Consider the following 17,425-nt stretch of genomic DNA (forward strand, 5'->3'; position numbering starts at 1 on the left):
CTGTTCCCATTCCGAACACAGAAGTTAAGCCCTCTAGCGCCGATGGTACTGCTAACGCGGGAGAGTAGGTCGCCGCCAGTTTTTATTTGAAAGCTCATCAACATTGTTGATGAGCTTTTTTTGTTTTAGAATATAATGTAAATGGAGAAAGGGAATAAAACAAAGTTGTTTTAAACACAAAATTTTGATGCTTTTAAAATTAAAATTTGGTTTTATTTTAATAGCATTTAATCCGTTGTGCATTATGAATTAAAAAAGTAAAAAGTTGTTTCTTGCTTATTTCTTTTATTTAAATTAAAATTTTGATATTTTATATTTAATCTAAAATTTTTGTTTTTATTGATTTCAAGAATGATAAATTTTGTTTTAGCTGATTTATTTTTAATAAAGAATTGTATTTATTGATTATTTAAGAAAATTTTAGGATTTAACTGGGTTTCAATTGTTTTCTTTTTTCTACATTTGATAAATAAAATAATTTATACAAATGAAAAAAACACTAAAGATGGCAGCTTTGGCTTTAATGGTTTCAATGACTGCAGTTTCTTGTAAAAAAAAGGTTTCTGATGCGGATTTGACAAGTAAGGCTACAACTATTGTAACAACTTATCCTGGAACTTCTGTTGAAGTAAAAGATGGGCAAGCTCACCTAAGTGGTGTATTTGCATCACAGGCAGATAAAGATGCCGCAATTGCTAGCTTAAAAACTGTTGAAGGAATTAAAGATGTTCATGATATGGCAACAGTTGCTCCGCCTGTAGAAGTTAATATGGTTGACGCTGTAGTTCTACAAAAAGTGGACGAGGCTATTAAAGATATCAAAGGTGTAAAAGCTGAAGATATTGGCGGTGTATTAACTTTGACTGGGACAGCTTCCGCTTCGGACGCTAGAAAAGTTAAAGAGTCGGTTGATGCTTTGAAAATTGGAAAATACGATAACAAAATAGTTGTAAAATAGTAGTTATGAGTTTACAGGATAAATATGCAGGTGTAATTTCTGCAGCACACTCTGCGGAGTTAGGAAATCTTAACGTTCAAGAGCAAGATGGTATTCTTTATATTACTGGCGATGCAGCAAGTAGTGCTTCGAAAGATAAAGTTTGGGATGCATTAGGAGCGATTGATCCTTCTTTTACAGCTTCTGATATTAATATCGATGTACAAGTAAAAGGTTTGGGTGCGGGCGCTAATCTTATAGTAGCTACTGAAGAGTCAAATCTTAATATCCGTCAAGAGCCTTCAACGGACGCATCCATTGTGGGAAAAGCTGCCAAAGGTTCTTCCGTGAGCCTTTTAGAACAATCTTCGAACGAATGGTGGAAAGTGAAAACTGCGGATGGCGTAGAAGGTTATGCTTATGCAAGATATTTGAAAGCTTAATTTTTAATTAAGAATATTATATAACCTCCTTTTTGGAGGTTTTTTTATTTATTAACTTTTTTAATAATATCATTTTTTATTATATTTTCGATATTATCTGGGTAATTAACTTTAACATTAAAAGGATCATTAACCCAATCTTGAATGTGATTTTTTTCAAGTTTATCAGAACTATTAATGCCGAGTTTGTTGAGAGAAGATGTATTGTTGGCCTGTTCATATTGGTTTTGTATAGGAATTACAAACATTTTTTTTGTAGGAAAAGAGCTTCTGCTGGCATTTCGAAACCTGCATTACAAAGAACACCTTCGCAGTTAGAGAAAATTTCTAGAAACTTATTTTGATTAATTGGATAAAATTCCACATTGCTTTTGCGGTAGGTTTCATTTGCTTTTTTTGAAAAAACTTTCCAATTAACATCTATTTGAGATAATATTTCGTAAATGTTTTCATCCGAATAGCTAGGTAAATATACCAAATAGAAGTCCTTTTGCATTGCATCTAGGTTTCTGATTTCTTTTCTAATGACAGGCGTTTTTATATTAGGATGAAAAGTTTCAAAATGAAAACCAATTTTGTCTTTGCAAGGTGCATAATAGTTCAGAATCTGTTCTCCCAACCAATTTTTAGAATCGGGTTTAGGTACGCCCTGAAAAGATAATGCAGCCTGATGGCTCAATGCAATAATTGGATGGTTTTTTAATTTTGCTGCCCAAGCTGTTATGGGTTCAAAATCATTGATAATGAGATCATAATTACTTAAATCAAAATTATTGATAAGTTGTAAAGCTCTACAATAATTATTTCTGAATAAGGTTTCCCAATACGACAAACCTCCATGGTTATCATAAAGTAATGACACGCCACCGAACCTAAAATCAATATCAATTTTGGGCTTTAACTGGCTTTGATGCCCGCTTATGAGAACATCGACTAAAGCATGCTTTTTAAGAATGGGAACAATCTCTTGGGCTCGAGCAATATGGCCATTTCCAGTGCCTTGTAGTGCATACAATAGTTTCATAACACGATATTTTTCATGAGGAAAAGATCTTTAATTTCTAGATCTAAAAGCTCTTCTTCTACTTCGTTATTAGTTTCCAATTGGTCTTTTATCTCGTCAAAATAGACGATTTTCCACACACCATTGTCGTATTCTAATGCACTCAGATTTTCTATCCAATCACCAGAGTTGAGATACATACAGCTTCCTTTTTTGGTCTCTATTTTTCGGATTTGTGGCTGATGGATGTATCAACAAATCACGTAATCGTATTGATTTTCGATGGCCAATTCTGAGGCTGTCAATTCAAAATCGCCAATATATTTAATGGCTTTTTTGACATTATTTTTAATTTTTTTTGAAAACTAATATTTCTCGCGCCCCCTTTTTATTAAAATCCAATTCACAGCATTATTAATTTGAATCAAAAGATCATAGCCTTTTCCGCCAAGTTTAGCAATCCATTTGGAGTGTTGTACCGACGCATCAAAAACGTCACCATGAAAAAAACATGCTTTTTTGCTATCGATTTCAAGATTGAGTTTGTTGCATAATTTCAAATTTCCTAATTCGAGATCTGTAAATTTTCTAAAACTTTCATCGTGATTTCCCGTGATGTAATTGACTTTTGTTCCTTTTGTAGCGAAGTTGATGAGTTTTTTCACCACTTTGAGATGCGATTTTGGGAAATAACTTTTTTTAAATTGCCAAACGTCGATAATGTCGCCATTAAGAATCAAAACTTTTGGTTTTATCACTTGCAGATATTTCATCAATTCTTTGGCTTTGCAACCGTAAGTGCCTAAATGGATGTCAGAGATTACGACCATTTCAGGATTTCTTGTCATAGGATTTGGTTTTTACAAAAAACGCATTTTAGTTTTACGTAGATGTAAAGTGATTATTATTTGTTTAGAACGAAATTGTTTCCTAAAGATTAACAAGAAAGTGATAATCCGTATTTATTCGTTTCAAAATTTTATATTTGCAAGATTAGAATAAATTATGAAAGGACAGAATAAGCTTTTTATTGCCATTATTATTGCTTTAATAATCGGTGTTGTGCTTGGCGGCGTTGTTAATAAATTTGAAAGAGGAACTAGTATTCGTATTAATACAGAAATTGTAGATGCTAAACATCCGCTTTTGGACGAAGTGAAATTCACAACAAGTGATGGTCAATCTTTGAGTCAGAAATTTGTAATTGCTGAAAATGATAAGAAAAAAGATTCTTTAACCAGTCTTTACAAAGGTCAAGATGTTCTTGTAATAGGACAAAGTGCAAAAACTGTTTTTGAACCGACACAACTTGCCCACCAAGATATTCAAATTGAAAAAGTTGAAAAGTCCAATGCTGGGCGTGTAACTTCTTTAGACAATATCACCTCGTTTTCGGATATGATAAAACTTTTAGGAACTATTTTTATCCGACTGGTACAGATGATTATTGCGCCTTTGGTATTCACAACTTTGGTGGTTGGTATTGCGAAAATGAGCGACATTGCGATGATTGGTCGTGTTGGTAGTAAGGCGATGATTTGGTTTATCAGTGCATCGCTTGTATCTTTAGTCATAGGTCTTGTTTTAGTGAACTGGATGGAGCCTGGCAAAGTTATGCAACTAGAAAAGCCTGCTGCCGAAGTCGCCGGAGATCTGATGAAAAGTGCGCATAGTGGACTTTCTCTAGAACAATTTGTTAATCATATGGTTCCCAAAAGTTTATTCGAAGCTTTTGCAACTAATGAAGTTTTGCAGATTGTTGTTTTCTCGGTCATGTTTGGGATAGCTTTGTCTGCGATGGGCGAAGATTATACAAAACCAATTGTAAAGGCTTTGGATATTTGTGCTCATGCCATTTTAAAAATGGTAGGATATATTATGTGGGTTGCACCTCTAGGGGTTCTCGGCGCTATTGCCGCTGTTGTTGCGACCAATGGCTTTGAGATATTTTTGGTATATGCAATATATCTACGGGATTTCTTCTTTGCCTTGGCTGTGCTTTGGCTAGTATTACTTTTAGTAGGCTATATTATTTTAGGAAAGCGATTATTTAGTTTAATTAGAAGAATTAAAGAACCATTACTTATAGCATTTTCAACGACAAGTTCGGAAGCTGTTTTTCCAAAATTGGTAGAAGAATTAGAACGCTTTGGTTGTAATAAGAGAATTGTATCTTTTGTATTGCCATTAGGCTATTCATTCAATTTAGATGGAAGTATGATGTATATGACATTTGCTTCTATTTTCATCGCCCAAATTTATGGTATAGAAATGAGCATCGGTCAACAAGTCATTATGCTTTTAGTATTAATGTTGACGAGTAAAGGAATTGCGGGAGTGCCAAGAGCGAGTTTAGTGATTATCGTTGCAACTTGTTCTATGTTTGGGATTCCACCAGAAGGTATTGCTTTAATTTTGCCGATTGACCATTTTTGTGATATGGGAAGAAGTATGACCAATGTTTTAGGAAATGCGTTGGCAACGTCAGCCGTTAGCAAATGGGAAGGGCAATTGGAAGGTGAAGGCGCTGTCATAGAAAGTTAATTTCTATAATACTTATAGTTAGCAAACATTATTTGAATACGGAAATTGGTTTAATTTCCGTATTTTTGTATTTATAAAAGATATCAAATTTTTATGTTGACGAAAGAAAGAGTTCAGGACTTTTTAAAAGAAATAGAAGTAGACGATTTAGTTACCAATCTACAGATTGTCGGTAACGACGTATATATCGATATGATAGCACATTCTCCTGCGATGCATGAGAAGAAAAAATTAGAAGTAGCCATGAAGCAAGCTTTTGCTTCAGAATTTGGCGAAGAAATTCAGTTGAAATTAAAAATTGCTTCTCCAGAGTTACCTGCTCAGCCCGAAATAAAAGGGAAACAAATTCCCGGAATCCAAAACATTATTGCAATTGCTTCTGGAAAAGGAGGCGTAGGAAAATCAACAGTATCTGCTAACTTGGCAGTGACTTTAGCAAAAATGGGATTCAAAGTAGGATTGTTGGACGCAGATATCTATGGACCATCTGTTCCTACTATGTTTGATACAGAAGGTCAAAAACCAATTTCTGTAGAAGTTAATGGAAAAAACCTGATGCAGCCTGTCGAAAATTACGGTGTTAAAATGTTGTCCATAGGTTATTTTTCTGGCGCTAATCAAGCCGTAGTTTGGAGAGGACCAATGGCAAGTAAGGCGCTTAACCAAATGCTTCGTGATGCTAACTGGGGAGAATTGGATTTCTTATTAATCGATCTTCCTCCAGGCACAGGTGATATCCATTTGTCCATTATCCAAGAAGTTCCTGTTACAGGTTCAGTTATTGTAAGTACGCCCCAACATGTTGCTTTGGCAGATGTTAGAAAAGGAATCGCTATGTTTAACATGGAAAGTATTAATATTCCAGTTCTTGGTTTAATAGAAAACATGGCGTATTTTACACCAGAAGAATTGCCAGATAACAAATATTATATCTTTGGAAAACAAGGTGCGCAATATATGGCAGAAGATTTAGGAATTCCTGTTTTAGGAGAGATTCCGTTGATCCAAAGCATCAGAGAAGCTGGTGATGTTGGACGTCCCGCAGCTTTGCAAGAAGATTCAAAAATTGCTGCTATCTATGTAGAAACGGCACAAAGAATGATCGAAAGTCTTGTAGAAAGAAATAAAAATTTACCACCGACAGAAGCTGTAAAAATCACAACCATGGCGGGATGTTCGCCAAAGAAAAAGTAAAATATGGAAAACACAAATCTTGCACATGAAGAATTGGTAACCAAGGTTATGGAAGCTCTAGAAAGTATTCGCCCTTTTTTGAATAAAGATGGTGGCGATATAGAGTTGATTGATGTTAAAGAAAGCAAAGCTTATGTGAAATTGTTAGGAACATGTTCTAGTTGTCACATCAGCCAATCTACGATGAAGTTGGGTGTAGAAAGTACCATTAAGCAATATGCTCCAGAAATTTTGGAAGTTATTAATATAGGCGAGGTCTAAGACATTATGTCTTTTTGTAAAAAATTACGCCGGGCAACAAAGTTGCCCGGCGTAATTATATCTTATTCTACAATCTCAGCATCGATAATTTTTTTCTCTGGAGAATCGGGGTTCTTCTGCTGAAACTCCCAAATCAGATATTTGTCCACCTCTTTCAAAAGCATGGGGATTGCAAAAGCTAAAATTGCTAAATCATCCAAAGCCCCAACAAAAGGCACAAAATCAGGAATAATATCAATAGGTGACAAAACGTAGATTAATGCCAAGGCAGGGAACAAAATGTCCGTTAATTTCATACTGTAGCTTCCAGAGCGCCATGCTTTTATCATACGATAGACTGCTGGGATTTTTTGCATAAAGCCTTTGTGTTTCAGGGCTTCTTGTGCAAGTTTCATTTTAGAATATTTCATCGGTGTGTGCTAATAAAATTTTTTCATCATTCAGTTTGCAAATAACATTCCAAGACTGTCTTAACAAATTATAAATTATTTAGTTACGCTATCAACGAAAGCTTGGCTATTGTCAGAATTCCAGTCCAGCGTACTGTCTTCCTTTTTCAAAATCTGCAAATTACGACCAACAATATATGTTGTTGGGAAAACATTAGGCAACATTTTGGGCGTCAAAGGACTTTCCGCAATATAGACAGGGGCTGTGTAATGGTTTTCGGTAACAAATCTTTTCACATCATCTTCCTTATCTTGCATCGCAATTAGTACAAATGCCATTTTAGATTTTTTTGATTGGTATAGAGCTTCGATACTCGGCCATTCTGTACGGCAAGGTGCGCACCAAGTTCCCCAAAAATTAAGAAAAACAATTTGACCTTTAAAGTCGCTCAATTTAGCGTTTGGCGTATTAATCCCTTTTAGGTCAATATCAAAATCCTCGTCAGAGAAACTGCTTTCAGCCACCACTTTGTCCACAGTTGCAGTCATCGCAAACTGAGAACTAACGAATTCGCGCAAAGGTTTTATCAAGGCAAAAGCCAAAACAACTAGCAACAGAATGGCATACACCAAATTCTTTTTCAAAAAAGCCATAATTTTTATTTATAAATTTATTTTGGGCGTGCCCCTTTGTTTTCCTTTGCTATAATACGCGACGTTTTTTTAAAAAAAACGTCGCGCATTTTCCAACGTCAAAACAAGCGGGTCGGTCTCCGTGCAGTCGCTGTTTTATCGGACGGCTTCCGCTTCGCTCCGCCGCCCGATAAAACGAGCTCCAACAATGCACTGCGCCCTCACGCAAGTTACTGATTTGGGATCAATTCCAAAAGCTCCTCAATGGTATCAAGACCTCTGTTTTTTGCATAATAAGTTTGGAGCTTGACATAGAAGTCTTCTTTCGGAAATCCTTCTGGATCTGCTTTGTGCATTTCTAAAAGTTCTTTTCCATGTTTAGGCCGCGGTCCCCAATGATTAATGTAATCAAAATCTTTATCCAAAATGATTACAACCGGAATAGATTTGCTTCCATTTGTTAAAAAATCATCAATTAAAGAGGGTTCTTGGTCGCGATAACTTATTTTAACGTTTTCTGTTCCAAAAAAATTAGAAACAACAGGCACCACTTGGCTTGCGTCGCCACACCATGCTTCAGAAATAATTAAAATTTTACCCTCGAATTTTTTTTGTGCCAAAACTTCAAGCTGTTGCTCATTAGGATGAAATTTTTCATTCATACGATTCATACGCTGAATCCCTAATTTGTAATACTCCTCGTAATCTTTGTCTTCGTCTGTTTGTGGATGTTCTAGACGTTCCGCTGCATTGCTTAGATACTCTTGATAACTTACGCCGTTATCCCAAAATTTTTTTATTTCCATTTCTTTTTTTACAAATCTCAGTTTATTTATTATCAATGACTGTAACAAATATTACATATCAGCAATTATAATCTTCTTATTTTATTAATTAAAAACATGTCCGCCAATACAAAGGCTGCCAAACTTTCTACAACAGGAACCGCACGAGGCAAAACGCATGGATCGTGGCGGCCTTTGCCCTCTACAATGACTATTTCGCCTTCTTTGTTAATACTTTCTTGCGGGCGCAGAATGGTAGCAATGGGTTTAAAACCTACACGGAAATAGATATCCATCCCGTTAGAAATTCCCCCTTGGATGCCTCCCGAAAGATTGGACTGGGTTGTGCCATCTGGATTGAACAAGTCATTGTGTTCTTTCCCAGTCATCTTTGCACCACAAAAACCACTTCCATATTCAAAAGCTTTACAAGCGTTGATGTTGAGCATGGCTTTTCCAAGCTCTGCATGTAATTTGTTAAATATAGGTTCGCCCCAACCGGCGGGAACGTTTTTGATAACACACGTTATGGTTCCTCCTATGGTGTTGCCGTCTTTTTTAATTTCTTTAATACGTTCAATCATTTTTTTTGCAGTTTCCTCATCGGGACAACGCACCATATTGTTTTCGGTTTTAGTAAAATCTAAATCCTGATATGGTTTTTCACAAAAAATATCCCCAACAGAGGATACGTAAGCATTAATTTCAACTTCTGGAATAAGTTGCTTGGCAAGACTTCCTGCGACAACCCAGTTGAGCGTTTCTCGGGCAGAGGATTTTCCGCCACCGCGGTGATCACGAAATCCAAATTTTTGATCGTAAGTATAATCCGCATGACTAGGACGGTAGGCGCCAGAGATGTGGTCATAATCTTTGGAACGTTGGTTTTCGTTTTCTACAATAAAACCAATAGGTGTTCCTGTTGATTTTCCCTCAAAAATTCCAGATAAGAAACGGACAGTATCGCTTTCTTTACGTTGTGTAACGATAGAAGATTGACCAGGTTTTCGACGATCCAAATCTTGTTGAACTGCTTCCAGATTAACATCTAATCCCGCCGGGAAGTTGGTTATCGTACCGCCGTATGCTTCACCATGACTTTCTCCAAATGAGGAAAGCGTCAAAAAATTTCCTAAGACATTGAACATAGTACAAATTTAAGATTTTTAAATGGCTTTTCATACTTTAATAAATAGGCTTTTTTATCTTTGGCATATGAAAAATGTTCTCATTCTTGGAGCCAATTCTGATGTGGCAAAACAAGCTTTAAAATTGTACGTGCAACAAGGCTATTTTGTAGTAGCGGCTTCCCGAGATTTATTGTCATTAGAAAGTTTTATTGAAGAAAATAGAATAGAGCAGTCAAATGTTAAATTGATTTATTTCGATGCAACAGATTTTTCTTCTCATCAAAAATTTTATCATGATCTTCCTGAAAAACCAAACATTGTTGTTTATGCCGCAGGTTTTTTGGTTCAGAATGAAAAGGCTTTTTATGATTTTGAATCTACCTTCCAAATGATGAAGGTGAATTATGCAGGAGCAGTTTCTATTCTCAATATTATTGCTTTTGATAAAGAGAATGAAAATTTGGAGAGAATTATCGGTTTGTCGTCGCTTTCTGGCGTGCGCGGTAGAAAGTCCAACTTTATCTATGGAAGTACAAAATCGGCTTTCACGCAATATCTGGCTGGACTTCGGCAAGAACTTTCTCAACGGAATATTAAGGTAAATGTTTTGGTGATTGGCTACATTAACACCAAAATTAATGAGGGATTAGACTTAAATAAAAACCTTATAATGCAGCCCCACTATGTTGCAAAATATATTGTAAATGCTGGACATTCTTTCGCAATTGTTCCCAATTGGAAATGGAAAATTATTTATCAGATTCTTAAAGTTCTTCCAGAGTCTTTAGTTTCTAAATTACCATAAAAAAAGCGAAGTGAAAACCTCGCTTAGAAAATATCTTTATCCAAATATAAGAATCAACAGACTGGCAACAAAAATTCTGAAAATCGTAACCAAAGGATAGACTTGGGCATAACTTTGTATGGGAACATCATTTTTTAAATAATTTTCGCTGAAAGATAAAGCCGCAGGATCGGTATAACTTCCGCTCATAATTCCAGCCAATTGCAAGAAGTTGATTTTCATGAAAAAATGTCCTACGATTAGCATAAAAATTAAAGGAATAAAGGTTATCGCAGAACCATATAATAACCAAAGCCAGCCATTATATTCAATAAAATTATCATAAAAATTTTCGCCAGCATGTATCCCAACGGCGGCAAAAAACAAACAAATGCCGAGGTCTTTCATAAAATAAGTCGCGCCATTATTAATATACGAATGAATAAAAGCGATGCCGCCATATCTCGAAATTAGTAATGCTACGATTAATGGTCCCGCTGCAAAACCTAGTTTAATAGGAATAGGAAGTCCAGGAAGCGCAATGGGTATAGATCCAACGATGACGCCTAAAAGTATCCCGGCAAACAATGATAAAAAATCGGGTTCTATTAGTTTTTTTTCTTGATTACCAATGATTTTTTCTGCTTCATCCAAAGCTTCTTTTGTGCCGATAATTCTTAGTTTGTCACCATAAAAGAGTTCCAACGACGGACGAGGAATCATTTCTTTGCCAGCGCGAAAAATCCGGGTGACCTTTAAATCATAAATATTGTATAGATCAAGTTCTGAAAGTTTTTTGCGCATTGCGGAACGGCGTGTTACAAAGATATTTCTTATTTGGATGTCTTCATCCGATTCAATGAATTGATCGGTGGATGGACGACCCAATTTTTTGATAAAATTATCGACATCCTTTTCTGTTCCTACAATCATCAGCACATCGCGCTCTTGGAGTAAAGTGTCTAATCTTGGCGAAAATACAGATTCGGTTCCGCTGTGTTTTAGTCTGGATATGATAATATTCGGATTAATTTCTTTAATCACTTTTTTGATAGGCATTCCAACAAAATCAAAATTCGTAACTCTCATTTTTTTATGAATAAGAGGTTGTTCTCGGTTAATTTTTGATTTTCTGAATTTAATCATTTCTTCTTGCGGATCGATTTTCAGAAATATTTTTGATAAAATTATAGTAAGAATAATTCCGAAAACGCCCAAAGGATAAGTTATAGCATAACCGATGGCTGGATCATCAAATTTTTTACTAGGAAATTGTGCACCAAGCTCTTCGATGGTGTTTTTTGCAGCACCTAATCCTGGTGTATTGGTTACGGAACCACTCATAATTCCGACAAGATTTTCCATGCTAAGACCTGTCGATTTATGAAGAATAATGGTGATAACTCCGCCGAGCAAAACTGTAGAAACGGCGAGAATGTTAAATTTCATGCCTTCACTTCGAAAAGATGAAAAGAAGGATGGTCCTACTTGAAGCCCAATCCCATAAACGAATAAGATAAGACCAAAATCTCTTATGAAATCCAGAATTTCTGGATTTATCCTATATCCTAAATGGCCTAATAATAAGCCCGTAAACATAACCGCAGAAACGCCGAAAGTAATTTTTCCTAATTTTAATCTTCCAAAAAAAACTCCAGCACCTATTGCTAGCATGATGCTAATCATGGATTGTACAATTGTTGGGTTTTCCGAAGGCAGCAATAATGCGTGTAACCAGTCTAGCATAATTAATTTCTTAATGTTTTTCTCAAAACTACAACAAAGAATGTGGATTCATGGTATTTTGTTGATAATATCTCTTTTTTTACGTGGTGAGATAAATCAGTTGTGTACGAAAACTGTTTGGACATATCCATAAAAAATAAGCAAACTCAAAATGGAGTTTGCCTATTTTTATAATTTTTGATTAACTTTCTTTGTAATGAAAAATTAATCTTTCAAATTCAGTTTTAATTCCAGTTCGTCTAATTGCTCATTGGCGATTGGTGAAGGCGCATCAATCATTACATCACGTCCAGAATTATTTTTTGGGAAGGCGATATAATCTCTAATCACTTCATTTCCATCTAAAATGGCTACCAATCTATCAAAACCGAAAGCCAAACCTCCGTGTGGCGGCGCTCCGTATTTGAAGGCGTTCATTAAGAATCCGAACTGCGCTTCCGCTTCTTCTTTTGTGAATCCTAGTAAATCAAACATTTTTGACTGTAAATCTTTATCGAAAATTCTGATAGAACCACCCCCAATTTCGTTACCATTTAAAACTAAATCGTAAGCGTTGGCTCTTGCTTTTCCAGGGTCGGTTTCCAATAAACTAAAATCTTCGGTTTTCGGAGACGTGAATGGGTGGTGCATTGCGTGGTATCTTCCTGTTTCTTCATCCCATTCTAAAAGTGGGAAGTCGATTACCCAAAGTGGGGCAAATTCGTTTCCTTTTCTTAAACCTAAACGATTTCCAAGTTCCATTCTTAAAGCAGAAAGTTGCGTTCTTACTTTATCGGCATTTCCGCTCATCACCAACATTAAATCACCCGCTTTAGCTCCGAATTTCTCTGCAATGGCTTTTAAATCCTTCTCGTTGTAGAATTTATTCACGGATGAAGTAACAACACCATCGTTTTGGAATTTCACCCAAACCATTCCTGTTGCACCAATTTGTGGTCTTTTTACCCAGTCAATTAACTCATCAATTTGTTTTCTGGTGTAGTCTGCACAGCCTTCAACATTAATTCCGACTACCAATTCAGCTTCGTCGAAAATTTTGAAATCTTTTCCTTTCACTAAATCATTCAGCTCCACGAACTCCATTCCGAAACGGATGTCTGGTTTGTCGTTTCCATATTTTTGCATCGCATCTGCGAAAGTCATTCTTGGGAAATCACCGAATTCTTTTCCTGTAATATCTTTCAAAAGGTTTTTCGTCATGCCTTCAAAAACATTCATAATGTCTTCTTGCTCTACGAAAGCCATTTCGCAATCTATTTGCGTGAATTCTGGTTGTCTGTCGGCTCTTAAATCCTCATCGCGGAAACATTTCACAATTTGGAAATATTTGTCCATTCCACCTACCATCAATAATTGTTTGAAGGTTTGTGGCGATTGGGGAAGTGCATAAAACTGTCCAGGATTCATTCTGCTTGGCACCACAAAATCTCTCGCTCCTTCTGGAGTAGATTTAATTAAAACTGGCGTTTCCACCTCGATAAAACCTTCTTCTGAAAGATAATTTCTTACTTTTTGCGCCATTTTATGACGGAAAATCAATTTATCTTTCACAGGATTTCTACGGATATCCAAGTATCTGTATTTCATTCTCAGCTCTTCACCGCCATCGGTTTCGTCTTCAATGGTAAATGGAGGAAGTTGAGATTCATTTAAAATCGTTAATTCCTTTACTAAAATTTCTATTTCCCCAGTTGGAATATTGGGGTTTTTGGATGCTCTTTCAATCACCTGACCTTTCACCTGAACTACAAATTCACGACCTAATTTCTTAGCGTTTTCCATTAATTCAACCGAAGAACGGTCTTGGTCGAACATCAACTGCGTAATTCCGTAACGATCTCGCAAATCGATCCAAATCATAAATCCTTTGTCACGAATGGTTTGTACCCATCCTGAAAGTGTTACTTCTTCATTTAGATTTTTCAGCGATAATTCGCCGTTGGTGTGTGTACGGAACATAATTTTGATTTAAAATTTGAGGTTTGAAATTTGAAATTTTCAAAGTGCAAAGATACTGATTTGGAATAAAAAATCTGTTACAATGATAGTTCTTAATATTAGTTTTTAAATTTTTTGTGTAGATAGGATTTGGGTTGTGCTCAAATTTTTGCCAATTTTTCGTTTGTTGCTGAATCTGCGTGAGCGATGATAGCGGATATCCTTTGGGCTTGGCGTGAGGTGGCGGAGCGATAGCGGAGCCATCCGAGCGTCGAGCCCAAAGATAGAAGCGGACGTAGCGACCCATTTGTTTCGCTTTGGAATTTGTTTTGGAGGAACAATGGGACACGCCAAAATAATATTGTGCTTTTGAATGTTAAATTAAATTTTCATAAATTCGTAATAACCAAATACTTAATATTTTTTGATATGGGAAAAGGAGATCAGAAGTCTCGCAGAGGCAAGATAACAAATGGTTCTTATGGAAAAAGAAGGCCTAAAAAATCCAATGTTGCAAAAGTTGTAACAATTGTAAATGCTGATAAAGAAACCAAGGTAAAAGCGACAAAACCTAAGGCAGAAAAGAAAGTGGAGAAAGAAGAAACTAAAGTTGCTGAGGCAAAACCCAAAACCACAAGAAAGAAAAAAACCGAAGAATAATCTTCGGTTTTTTATATTTTAAAAAAAGCTTATTTTCCAAAAATACTTCCTAGCAAACCTCCAAGGCCGCCTTGCTGAGATTTTTGTTGATTGCCTCCGCCGAGAACGCTTCCAAGAATGTCGTTAAGAGGGTTTCCAGAACCTTGACTTTGTCCGCCGCCTAATACACTTCCCAAAATATCATTCAAAGGATTGGATTGTTGCGTTTGGGCTTGTTGAGAAGCACCACCAAGAATACCTCCTAATAAATCGCCTAATCCACCTGCGTTTACATTGTTAGCTTGCTTTTCTTTTCCAATGTATCCCATGATAATTGGTGCTAACATGGCTAGAACAGGACCAATTTTGTCCATAGAAATCCCTGTATTCTGAGAAAGCTGATTTTCGACGTTGGCTTTATTTCCTCCAAAAATGTGATCAAGTATTGAATTGCCTTCGGATTGTCTGTTGATGGCCTGAGACGGGTCGTTAAGAATGCTTCCGTCATGGTCTTTGTCTAGTGCGTTGTTGAGCGCCTCTGCTTCTTTGGCGTCTTGAGATTTGTTTTTAAGATAAGAAATAACCAAAGGTGTGGCTACTGCAAGTAATGCAATAATTTGATTTTTACTGATTCCGAATTTGTTTTCGGCCTGTTCTGCAACTTGGTTGCTAGTGTTTCCTGTTAATAGGTCTAGTAAGCTCATAGTGTTTTTAAATTTATTTTTGATTAAACGAATATAGTTTTTTTCTGGTAATTAATATTCTGTTTTATCTGCCTTTTTTGTCCATTTTTGAAAGGTGCTTTGCGCTTCATCACGAAGAAGTTGCACCATCGGGATTTTTCGATCCTCAATAGCTAAAGGTATTTCATCATAAATTAAAGAATCGTCAAAACCGATATCTTTGGCGTCGTTTCTGGTGTTGGCATAATATATTTTGTCGATTCTAGCCCAATAGATGGCGCTTAGACACATAGGACAAGGTTCGCACGACGTGTAGATTTCGCAACCAGAAAGATTAAAATCATCAAGATGTTTCGCCGCATTTCTAATGGCAACAACCTCCGCATGTGCTGTAGGATCGTTATTAAGAGTTACTTTGTTGCTGCCTTCAGCAATTATTTTTCCGTTTTTTACAATGACAGCACCGAAAGGGCCGCCGCCTAAGTCAAGATTTTCGCAAGAGCACTCGATGGCTCTTTGCATAAAGTTTTCGTGATTCGACATGGGATTTTGTTTAGTTTTTAAAAATAGGAACGTTGCTACAAGCTTCCCCAAACATCAAAGATTTGACAATGGGTTTCAGTTGTTCTACAAGTTCGATATAAGCGTTATTGGGCATTTCTATATCCGAGCAGCCTTTTACAAGAATGCGTTTGTCCTTTAATTCAGAATAATCATAGGTTTTAATCGCATTGTGCATCAAAAGAATATTGAGATCTTCTAAGCTCCCAAAGACGATTTTTTTGGTAACATCGGTTAATTTTGCTGTGATTAAAAAATAGGCCCATAACGGAATAATCGCATCTTCCGAACAATAGATATAGACATAAGCATCGCGATAATCTTCAGGATTAAGATTGGCAACCATCTCACGATATTCCTTTTCGCGGAGAATAAGACCTTGGTAAAGGAAGTCTTTTAAATCTATTCCCAGTTTCTTCCCTCTCGGCATAAGACTCGACAAATCAAAATTTACCAAACTCGTGTTCTCTGCAACTTTATTTCTAATTTCGAATTCTTCCGACATTTCAATTAATATTTATCTTTACACAAAATTAAGTCAAATATTTGATTTGGTGGCGGATTTTAAAATCTCAAATCTCAAATCTCAAATCTCAAATCTCAAATTTATTTTGAAATATTATATTATAGCAGGCGAAGCTTCTGGAGATCTCCACGCAAGCAACTTAATGAAAGCGATAAAAGAAAAAGATCCCAATGCTGATTTTCGGTTTTGGGGTGGCGATCTGATGCAGGCGCAAGGCGGAACTATGGTCAAGCATTATCGTGATTTGGCTTTTATGGGATTTGTTGAGGTTGTTCAGAATTTAGGAACGATTCTTAAAAATATCAAGTTGTGTAAAAAAGATATTGCAACTTACAAACCTGATGTTTTGGTGCTTGTAGATTATCCTGGGTTTAATCTTCGTATTGCAAAATTTGCAAAATCTTTGGGTATTCGGGTGGTTTATTATATTTCGCCGCAACTTTGGGCTTGGAAGGAAGGTCGTGTAGAAACGATTAAAAAATATGTAGATGACATGCTCGTAATTCTTCCTTTCGAAAAAGATTTTTATAAAAAGCATCAAGTTGATGCACATTTCGTTGGCCATCCTTTGTTAGATGCTATTTCGGATTTGCCAAACATCGACGCTGAATTGTTTAAAAAAGAAAACAATCTTAATAATCAACCCATCATCGCTTTGTTGCCAGGAAGTCGCGAGCAGGAAGTCAAAAAAATGTTGGAACTGATGTTGTCGGTTCGCTCGTATTTTAAAGAATATCAATTCGTTATAGCTGGTGCGCCAAGTTTGGTAAAAGATTTTTATGAGCAATATGTGGATGAAAATGTGCATTTCGTTTCTAATAAAACTTACGATTTGTTGAGATGTTCTCGGGCAGCTTTGGTGACTTCTGGGACGGCGACTTTGGAAACGGCATTGCTGAATACACCCGAAGTTGTGTGCTACAAAAGCAGTAAGATTTCCTATGAAATTGCTAAACGTCTTGTTAAACACATCAAATATATTTCTCTGGTTAATCTAATTATGGATCGCGAAATTGTTACAGAATTGATTCAGGATGAGTTGAACACCCAAAATTTAGTGAAAGAACTCAATAGGATTTTGTCCGGTACTGACCGAGAAAAAATGTTGAATGATTTTTCCCAATTACGTGAAAAGCTTGGTGGGAAAGGCGCGAGTCAACACGCTGCTGATGTGGTAGTTAACATAATATAATATTGTCTTTTGTAATTCCAAAATTTATTACTTTTAA

Annotated in this window: 19 protein-coding genes, 1 rRNA gene and 1 pseudogene; 9 read left to right on the forward strand and 12 right to left on the reverse strand. The window is 36.1% G+C overall.

Annotated elements, in window-relative coordinates:
• From rrf to ACVFVN_RS06850, 3 genes are all read left to right on the forward strand, one after another.
• Nucleotides 1-81: ribosomal RNA gene (gene rrf / locus ACVFVN_RS06840) — 5S ribosomal RNA — on the forward strand; the annotation flags it as partial.
• Between the two features lie 406 nt (nt 82-487).
• Complete coding sequence (locus ACVFVN_RS06845) at nt 488-958, forward strand: BON domain-containing protein (protein WP_456234733.1); 471 nt, start codon at nt 488-490, stop codon at nt 956-958.
• A gap of 5 nt (nt 959-963) precedes the next feature.
• Nucleotides 964-1,380: an SH3 domain-containing protein gene (locus ACVFVN_RS06850; RefSeq protein ID WP_165134283.1), complete on the forward strand. Its 417-nt coding sequence runs from the start codon at nt 964-966 to the stop codon at nt 1,378-1,380.
• Between the two features lie 44 nt (nt 1,381-1,424).
• On the opposite strand, the gene ACVFVN_RS06855 is transcribed toward ACVFVN_RS06850, so the two are convergent.
• The 3 genes and pseudogenes from ACVFVN_RS06855 to ACVFVN_RS06865 form a co-directional block, all read right to left on the reverse strand.
• Nucleotides 1,425-1,628: a hypothetical protein gene (locus ACVFVN_RS06855; RefSeq protein WP_456234734.1), complete on the reverse strand. Its 204-nt coding sequence runs from the start codon at nt 1,626-1,628 to the stop codon at nt 1,425-1,427.
• Nucleotides 1,619-2,404 (reverse strand): glycosyltransferase family protein, encoded by a 786-nt coding sequence (locus ACVFVN_RS06860; RefSeq protein ID WP_456234735.1) that lies wholly within the window; start codon nt 2,402-2,404, stop codon nt 1,619-1,621. The genes ACVFVN_RS06855 and ACVFVN_RS06860 overlap by 10 nt, the downstream gene beginning before the upstream one ends.
• Nucleotides 2,401-3,231 (reverse strand): annotated as a pseudogene (locus ACVFVN_RS06865) (UDP-2,3-diacylglucosamine diphosphatase). Before ACVFVN_RS06865 ends, ACVFVN_RS06860 begins: the two are co-directional and overlap by 4 nt.
• 157 nt (nt 3,232-3,388) lie before the next feature.
• On the opposite strand from ACVFVN_RS06865, the gene ACVFVN_RS06870 reads away from it, so the two are divergent.
• The 3 genes from ACVFVN_RS06870 to ACVFVN_RS06880 all read left to right on the forward strand — a co-directional run bounded on the left by ACVFVN_RS06870 (nt 3,389) and on the right by ACVFVN_RS06880 (nt 6,382).
• A complete protein-coding gene (locus ACVFVN_RS06870) occupies nt 3,389-4,927 on the forward strand; it encodes a dicarboxylate/amino acid:cation symporter (RefSeq protein WP_456234736.1) in 1,539 nt (512 codons plus the stop codon).
• Between the two features lie 93 nt (nt 4,928-5,020).
• A complete protein-coding gene (locus ACVFVN_RS06875; RefSeq protein ID WP_165134271.1) occupies nt 5,021-6,121 on the forward strand; it encodes an Mrp/NBP35 family ATP-binding protein in 1,101 nt (366 codons plus the stop codon).
• Nucleotides 6,122-6,124: 3 nt separating this feature from the next.
• Entirely contained in the window at nt 6,125-6,382 is a 258-nt protein-coding gene (locus ACVFVN_RS06880; RefSeq protein ID WP_456234737.1) for a NifU family protein, read from the forward strand.
• A 62-nt stretch (nt 6,383-6,444) separates the two neighbouring features.
• On the opposite strand, the gene ACVFVN_RS06885 is transcribed toward ACVFVN_RS06880, so the two are convergent.
• The 4 genes from ACVFVN_RS06885 to aroC form a co-directional block, all read right to left on the reverse strand.
• Nucleotides 6,445-6,777, reverse strand: coding sequence for a YkvA family protein (locus ACVFVN_RS06885; protein WP_228455829.1), 333 nt, complete (start codon nt 6,775-6,777; stop codon nt 6,445-6,447).
• 90 nt (nt 6,778-6,867) lie between these two features.
• A complete protein-coding gene (locus tag ACVFVN_RS06890) occupies nt 6,868-7,425 on the reverse strand; it encodes a TlpA disulfide reductase family protein (protein ID WP_456234738.1) in 558 nt (185 codons plus the stop codon).
• Between the two features lie 209 nt (nt 7,426-7,634).
• On the reverse strand, nt 7,635-8,210 hold the full coding sequence (locus ACVFVN_RS06895) for a thioredoxin family protein (RefSeq protein ID WP_456234739.1): 576 nt from the start codon (nt 8,208-8,210) through the stop codon (nt 7,635-7,637).
• A 65-nt stretch (nt 8,211-8,275) separates the two neighbouring features.
• A complete protein-coding gene (gene aroC, locus ACVFVN_RS06900) occupies nt 8,276-9,337 on the reverse strand; it encodes a chorismate synthase (protein WP_456234740.1) in 1,062 nt (353 codons plus the stop codon).
• 67 nt (nt 9,338-9,404) lie between these two features.
• On the opposite strand from aroC, the gene ACVFVN_RS06905 reads away from it, so the two are divergent.
• On the forward strand, nt 9,405-10,124 hold the full coding sequence (locus ACVFVN_RS06905; protein ID WP_456234741.1) for an SDR family NAD(P)-dependent oxidoreductase: 720 nt from the start codon (nt 9,405-9,407) through the stop codon (nt 10,122-10,124).
• 36 nt (nt 10,125-10,160) lie between these two features.
• Here the strand turns inward: ACVFVN_RS06905 and ACVFVN_RS06910 are convergent, their stop codons facing one another.
• Together ACVFVN_RS06910 and aspS are read right to left on the reverse strand one after the other, a co-directional pair.
• Nucleotides 10,161-11,849, reverse strand: coding sequence for a putative transporter (locus ACVFVN_RS06910; RefSeq protein ID WP_456234742.1), 1,689 nt, complete (start codon nt 11,847-11,849; stop codon nt 10,161-10,163).
• Nucleotides 11,850-12,053: 204 nt separating this feature from the next.
• Nucleotides 12,054-13,808: an aspartate--tRNA ligase gene (aspS, locus tag ACVFVN_RS06915; RefSeq protein ID WP_456234743.1), complete on the reverse strand. Its 1,755-nt coding sequence runs from the start codon at nt 13,806-13,808 to the stop codon at nt 12,054-12,056.
• 348 nt (nt 13,809-14,156) lie between these two features.
• On the opposite strand from aspS, the gene ACVFVN_RS06920 reads away from it, so the two are divergent.
• Nucleotides 14,157-14,447 (forward strand): 30S ribosomal protein THX, encoded by a 291-nt coding sequence (locus ACVFVN_RS06920; RefSeq protein WP_456234744.1) that lies wholly within the window; start codon nt 14,157-14,159, stop codon nt 14,445-14,447.
• A gap of 29 nt (nt 14,448-14,476) precedes the next feature.
• On the opposite strand, the gene ACVFVN_RS06925 is transcribed toward ACVFVN_RS06920, so the two are convergent.
• Genes ACVFVN_RS06925 through ACVFVN_RS06935 form a run of 3 tightly spaced genes read right to left on the reverse strand, consistent with a single transcriptional unit; the run spans nt 14,477 to nt 16,175 of the window.
• Nucleotides 14,477-15,130, reverse strand: coding sequence for a DUF937 domain-containing protein (locus ACVFVN_RS06925; RefSeq protein WP_165134245.1), 654 nt, complete (start codon nt 15,128-15,130; stop codon nt 14,477-14,479).
• A gap of 51 nt (nt 15,131-15,181) precedes the next feature.
• Nucleotides 15,182-15,652 carry a nucleoside deaminase gene (locus ACVFVN_RS06930; protein ID WP_165134242.1) on the reverse strand — a complete coding sequence of 157 codons (471 nt, stop codon included), beginning with the start codon at nt 15,650-15,652 and terminating at the stop codon, nt 15,182-15,184.
• 10 nt (nt 15,653-15,662) lie between these two features.
• On the reverse strand, nt 15,663-16,175 hold the full coding sequence (locus ACVFVN_RS06935; RefSeq protein ID WP_456234745.1) for a DUF2480 family protein: 513 nt from the start codon (nt 16,173-16,175) through the stop codon (nt 15,663-15,665).
• A gap of 106 nt (nt 16,176-16,281) precedes the next feature.
• On the opposite strand from ACVFVN_RS06935, the gene lpxB reads away from it, so the two are divergent.
• The gene (gene lpxB, locus ACVFVN_RS06940) at nt 16,282-17,388 is read left to right on the forward strand and encodes a lipid-A-disaccharide synthase (protein ID WP_456234746.1); all 1,107 of its coding nucleotides are present in this window, start codon (nt 16,282-16,284) and stop codon (nt 17,386-17,388) included.
• Nucleotides 17,389-17,425: the final 37 nt, after the last annotated feature.

The organism is Soonwooa purpurea, from assembly GCF_053891095.1.

Coding starts and splice junctions, on each gene's coding strand:
- ACVFVN_RS06935 (WP_456234745.1), bottom strand. CDS start 16,175: ATGTCGGAAGAATTCGAAATTAGAAATAAAGTTGCAGAGAACACGAGT.
- ACVFVN_RS06860 (WP_456234735.1), bottom strand. CDS start 2,404: ATGAAACTATTGTATGCACTACAAGGCACTGGAAATGGCCATATTGCT.
- ACVFVN_RS06855 (WP_456234734.1), bottom strand. CDS start 1,628: ATGTTTGTAATTCCTATACAAAACCAATATGAACAGGCCAACAATACA.
- ACVFVN_RS06890 (WP_456234738.1), bottom strand. CDS start 7,425: ATGGCTTTTTTGAAAAAGAATTTGGTGTATGCCATTCTGTTGCTAGTT.
- ACVFVN_RS06885 (WP_228455829.1), bottom strand. CDS start 6,777: ATGAAACTTGCACAAGAAGCCCTGAAACACAAAGGCTTTATGCAAAAA.
- ACVFVN_RS06845 (WP_456234733.1), top strand. CDS start 488: ATGAAAAAAACACTAAAGATGGCAGCTTTGGCTTTAATGGTTTCAATG.
- ACVFVN_RS06930 (WP_165134242.1), bottom strand. CDS start 15,652: ATGTCGAATCACGAAAACTTTATGCAAAGAGCCATCGAGTGCTCTTGC.
- ACVFVN_RS06895 (WP_456234739.1), bottom strand. CDS start 8,210: ATGGAAATAAAAAAATTTTGGGATAACGGCGTAAGTTATCAAGAGTAT.
- ACVFVN_RS06875 (WP_165134271.1), top strand. CDS start 5,021: ATGTTGACGAAAGAAAGAGTTCAGGACTTTTTAAAAGAAATAGAAGTA.
- ACVFVN_RS06925 (WP_165134245.1), bottom strand. CDS start 15,130: ATGAGCTTACTAGACCTATTAACAGGAAACACTAGCAACCAAGTTGCA.
- ACVFVN_RS06870 (WP_456234736.1), top strand. CDS start 3,389: ATGAAAGGACAGAATAAGCTTTTTATTGCCATTATTATTGCTTTAATA.
- ACVFVN_RS06850 (WP_165134283.1), top strand. CDS start 964: ATGAGTTTACAGGATAAATATGCAGGTGTAATTTCTGCAGCACACTCT.
- aspS (WP_456234743.1), bottom strand. CDS start 13,808: ATGTTCCGTACACACACCAACGGCGAATTATCGCTGAAAAATCTAAAT.
- ACVFVN_RS06905 (WP_456234741.1), top strand. CDS start 9,405: ATGAAAAATGTTCTCATTCTTGGAGCCAATTCTGATGTGGCAAAACAA.
- ACVFVN_RS06910 (WP_456234742.1), bottom strand. CDS start 11,849: ATGCTAGACTGGTTACACGCATTATTGCTGCCTTCGGAAAACCCAACA.
- aroC (WP_456234740.1), bottom strand. CDS start 9,337: ATGTTCAATGTCTTAGGAAATTTTTTGACGCTTTCCTCATTTGGAGAA.
- ACVFVN_RS06880 (WP_456234737.1), top strand. CDS start 6,125: ATGGAAAACACAAATCTTGCACATGAAGAATTGGTAACCAAGGTTATG.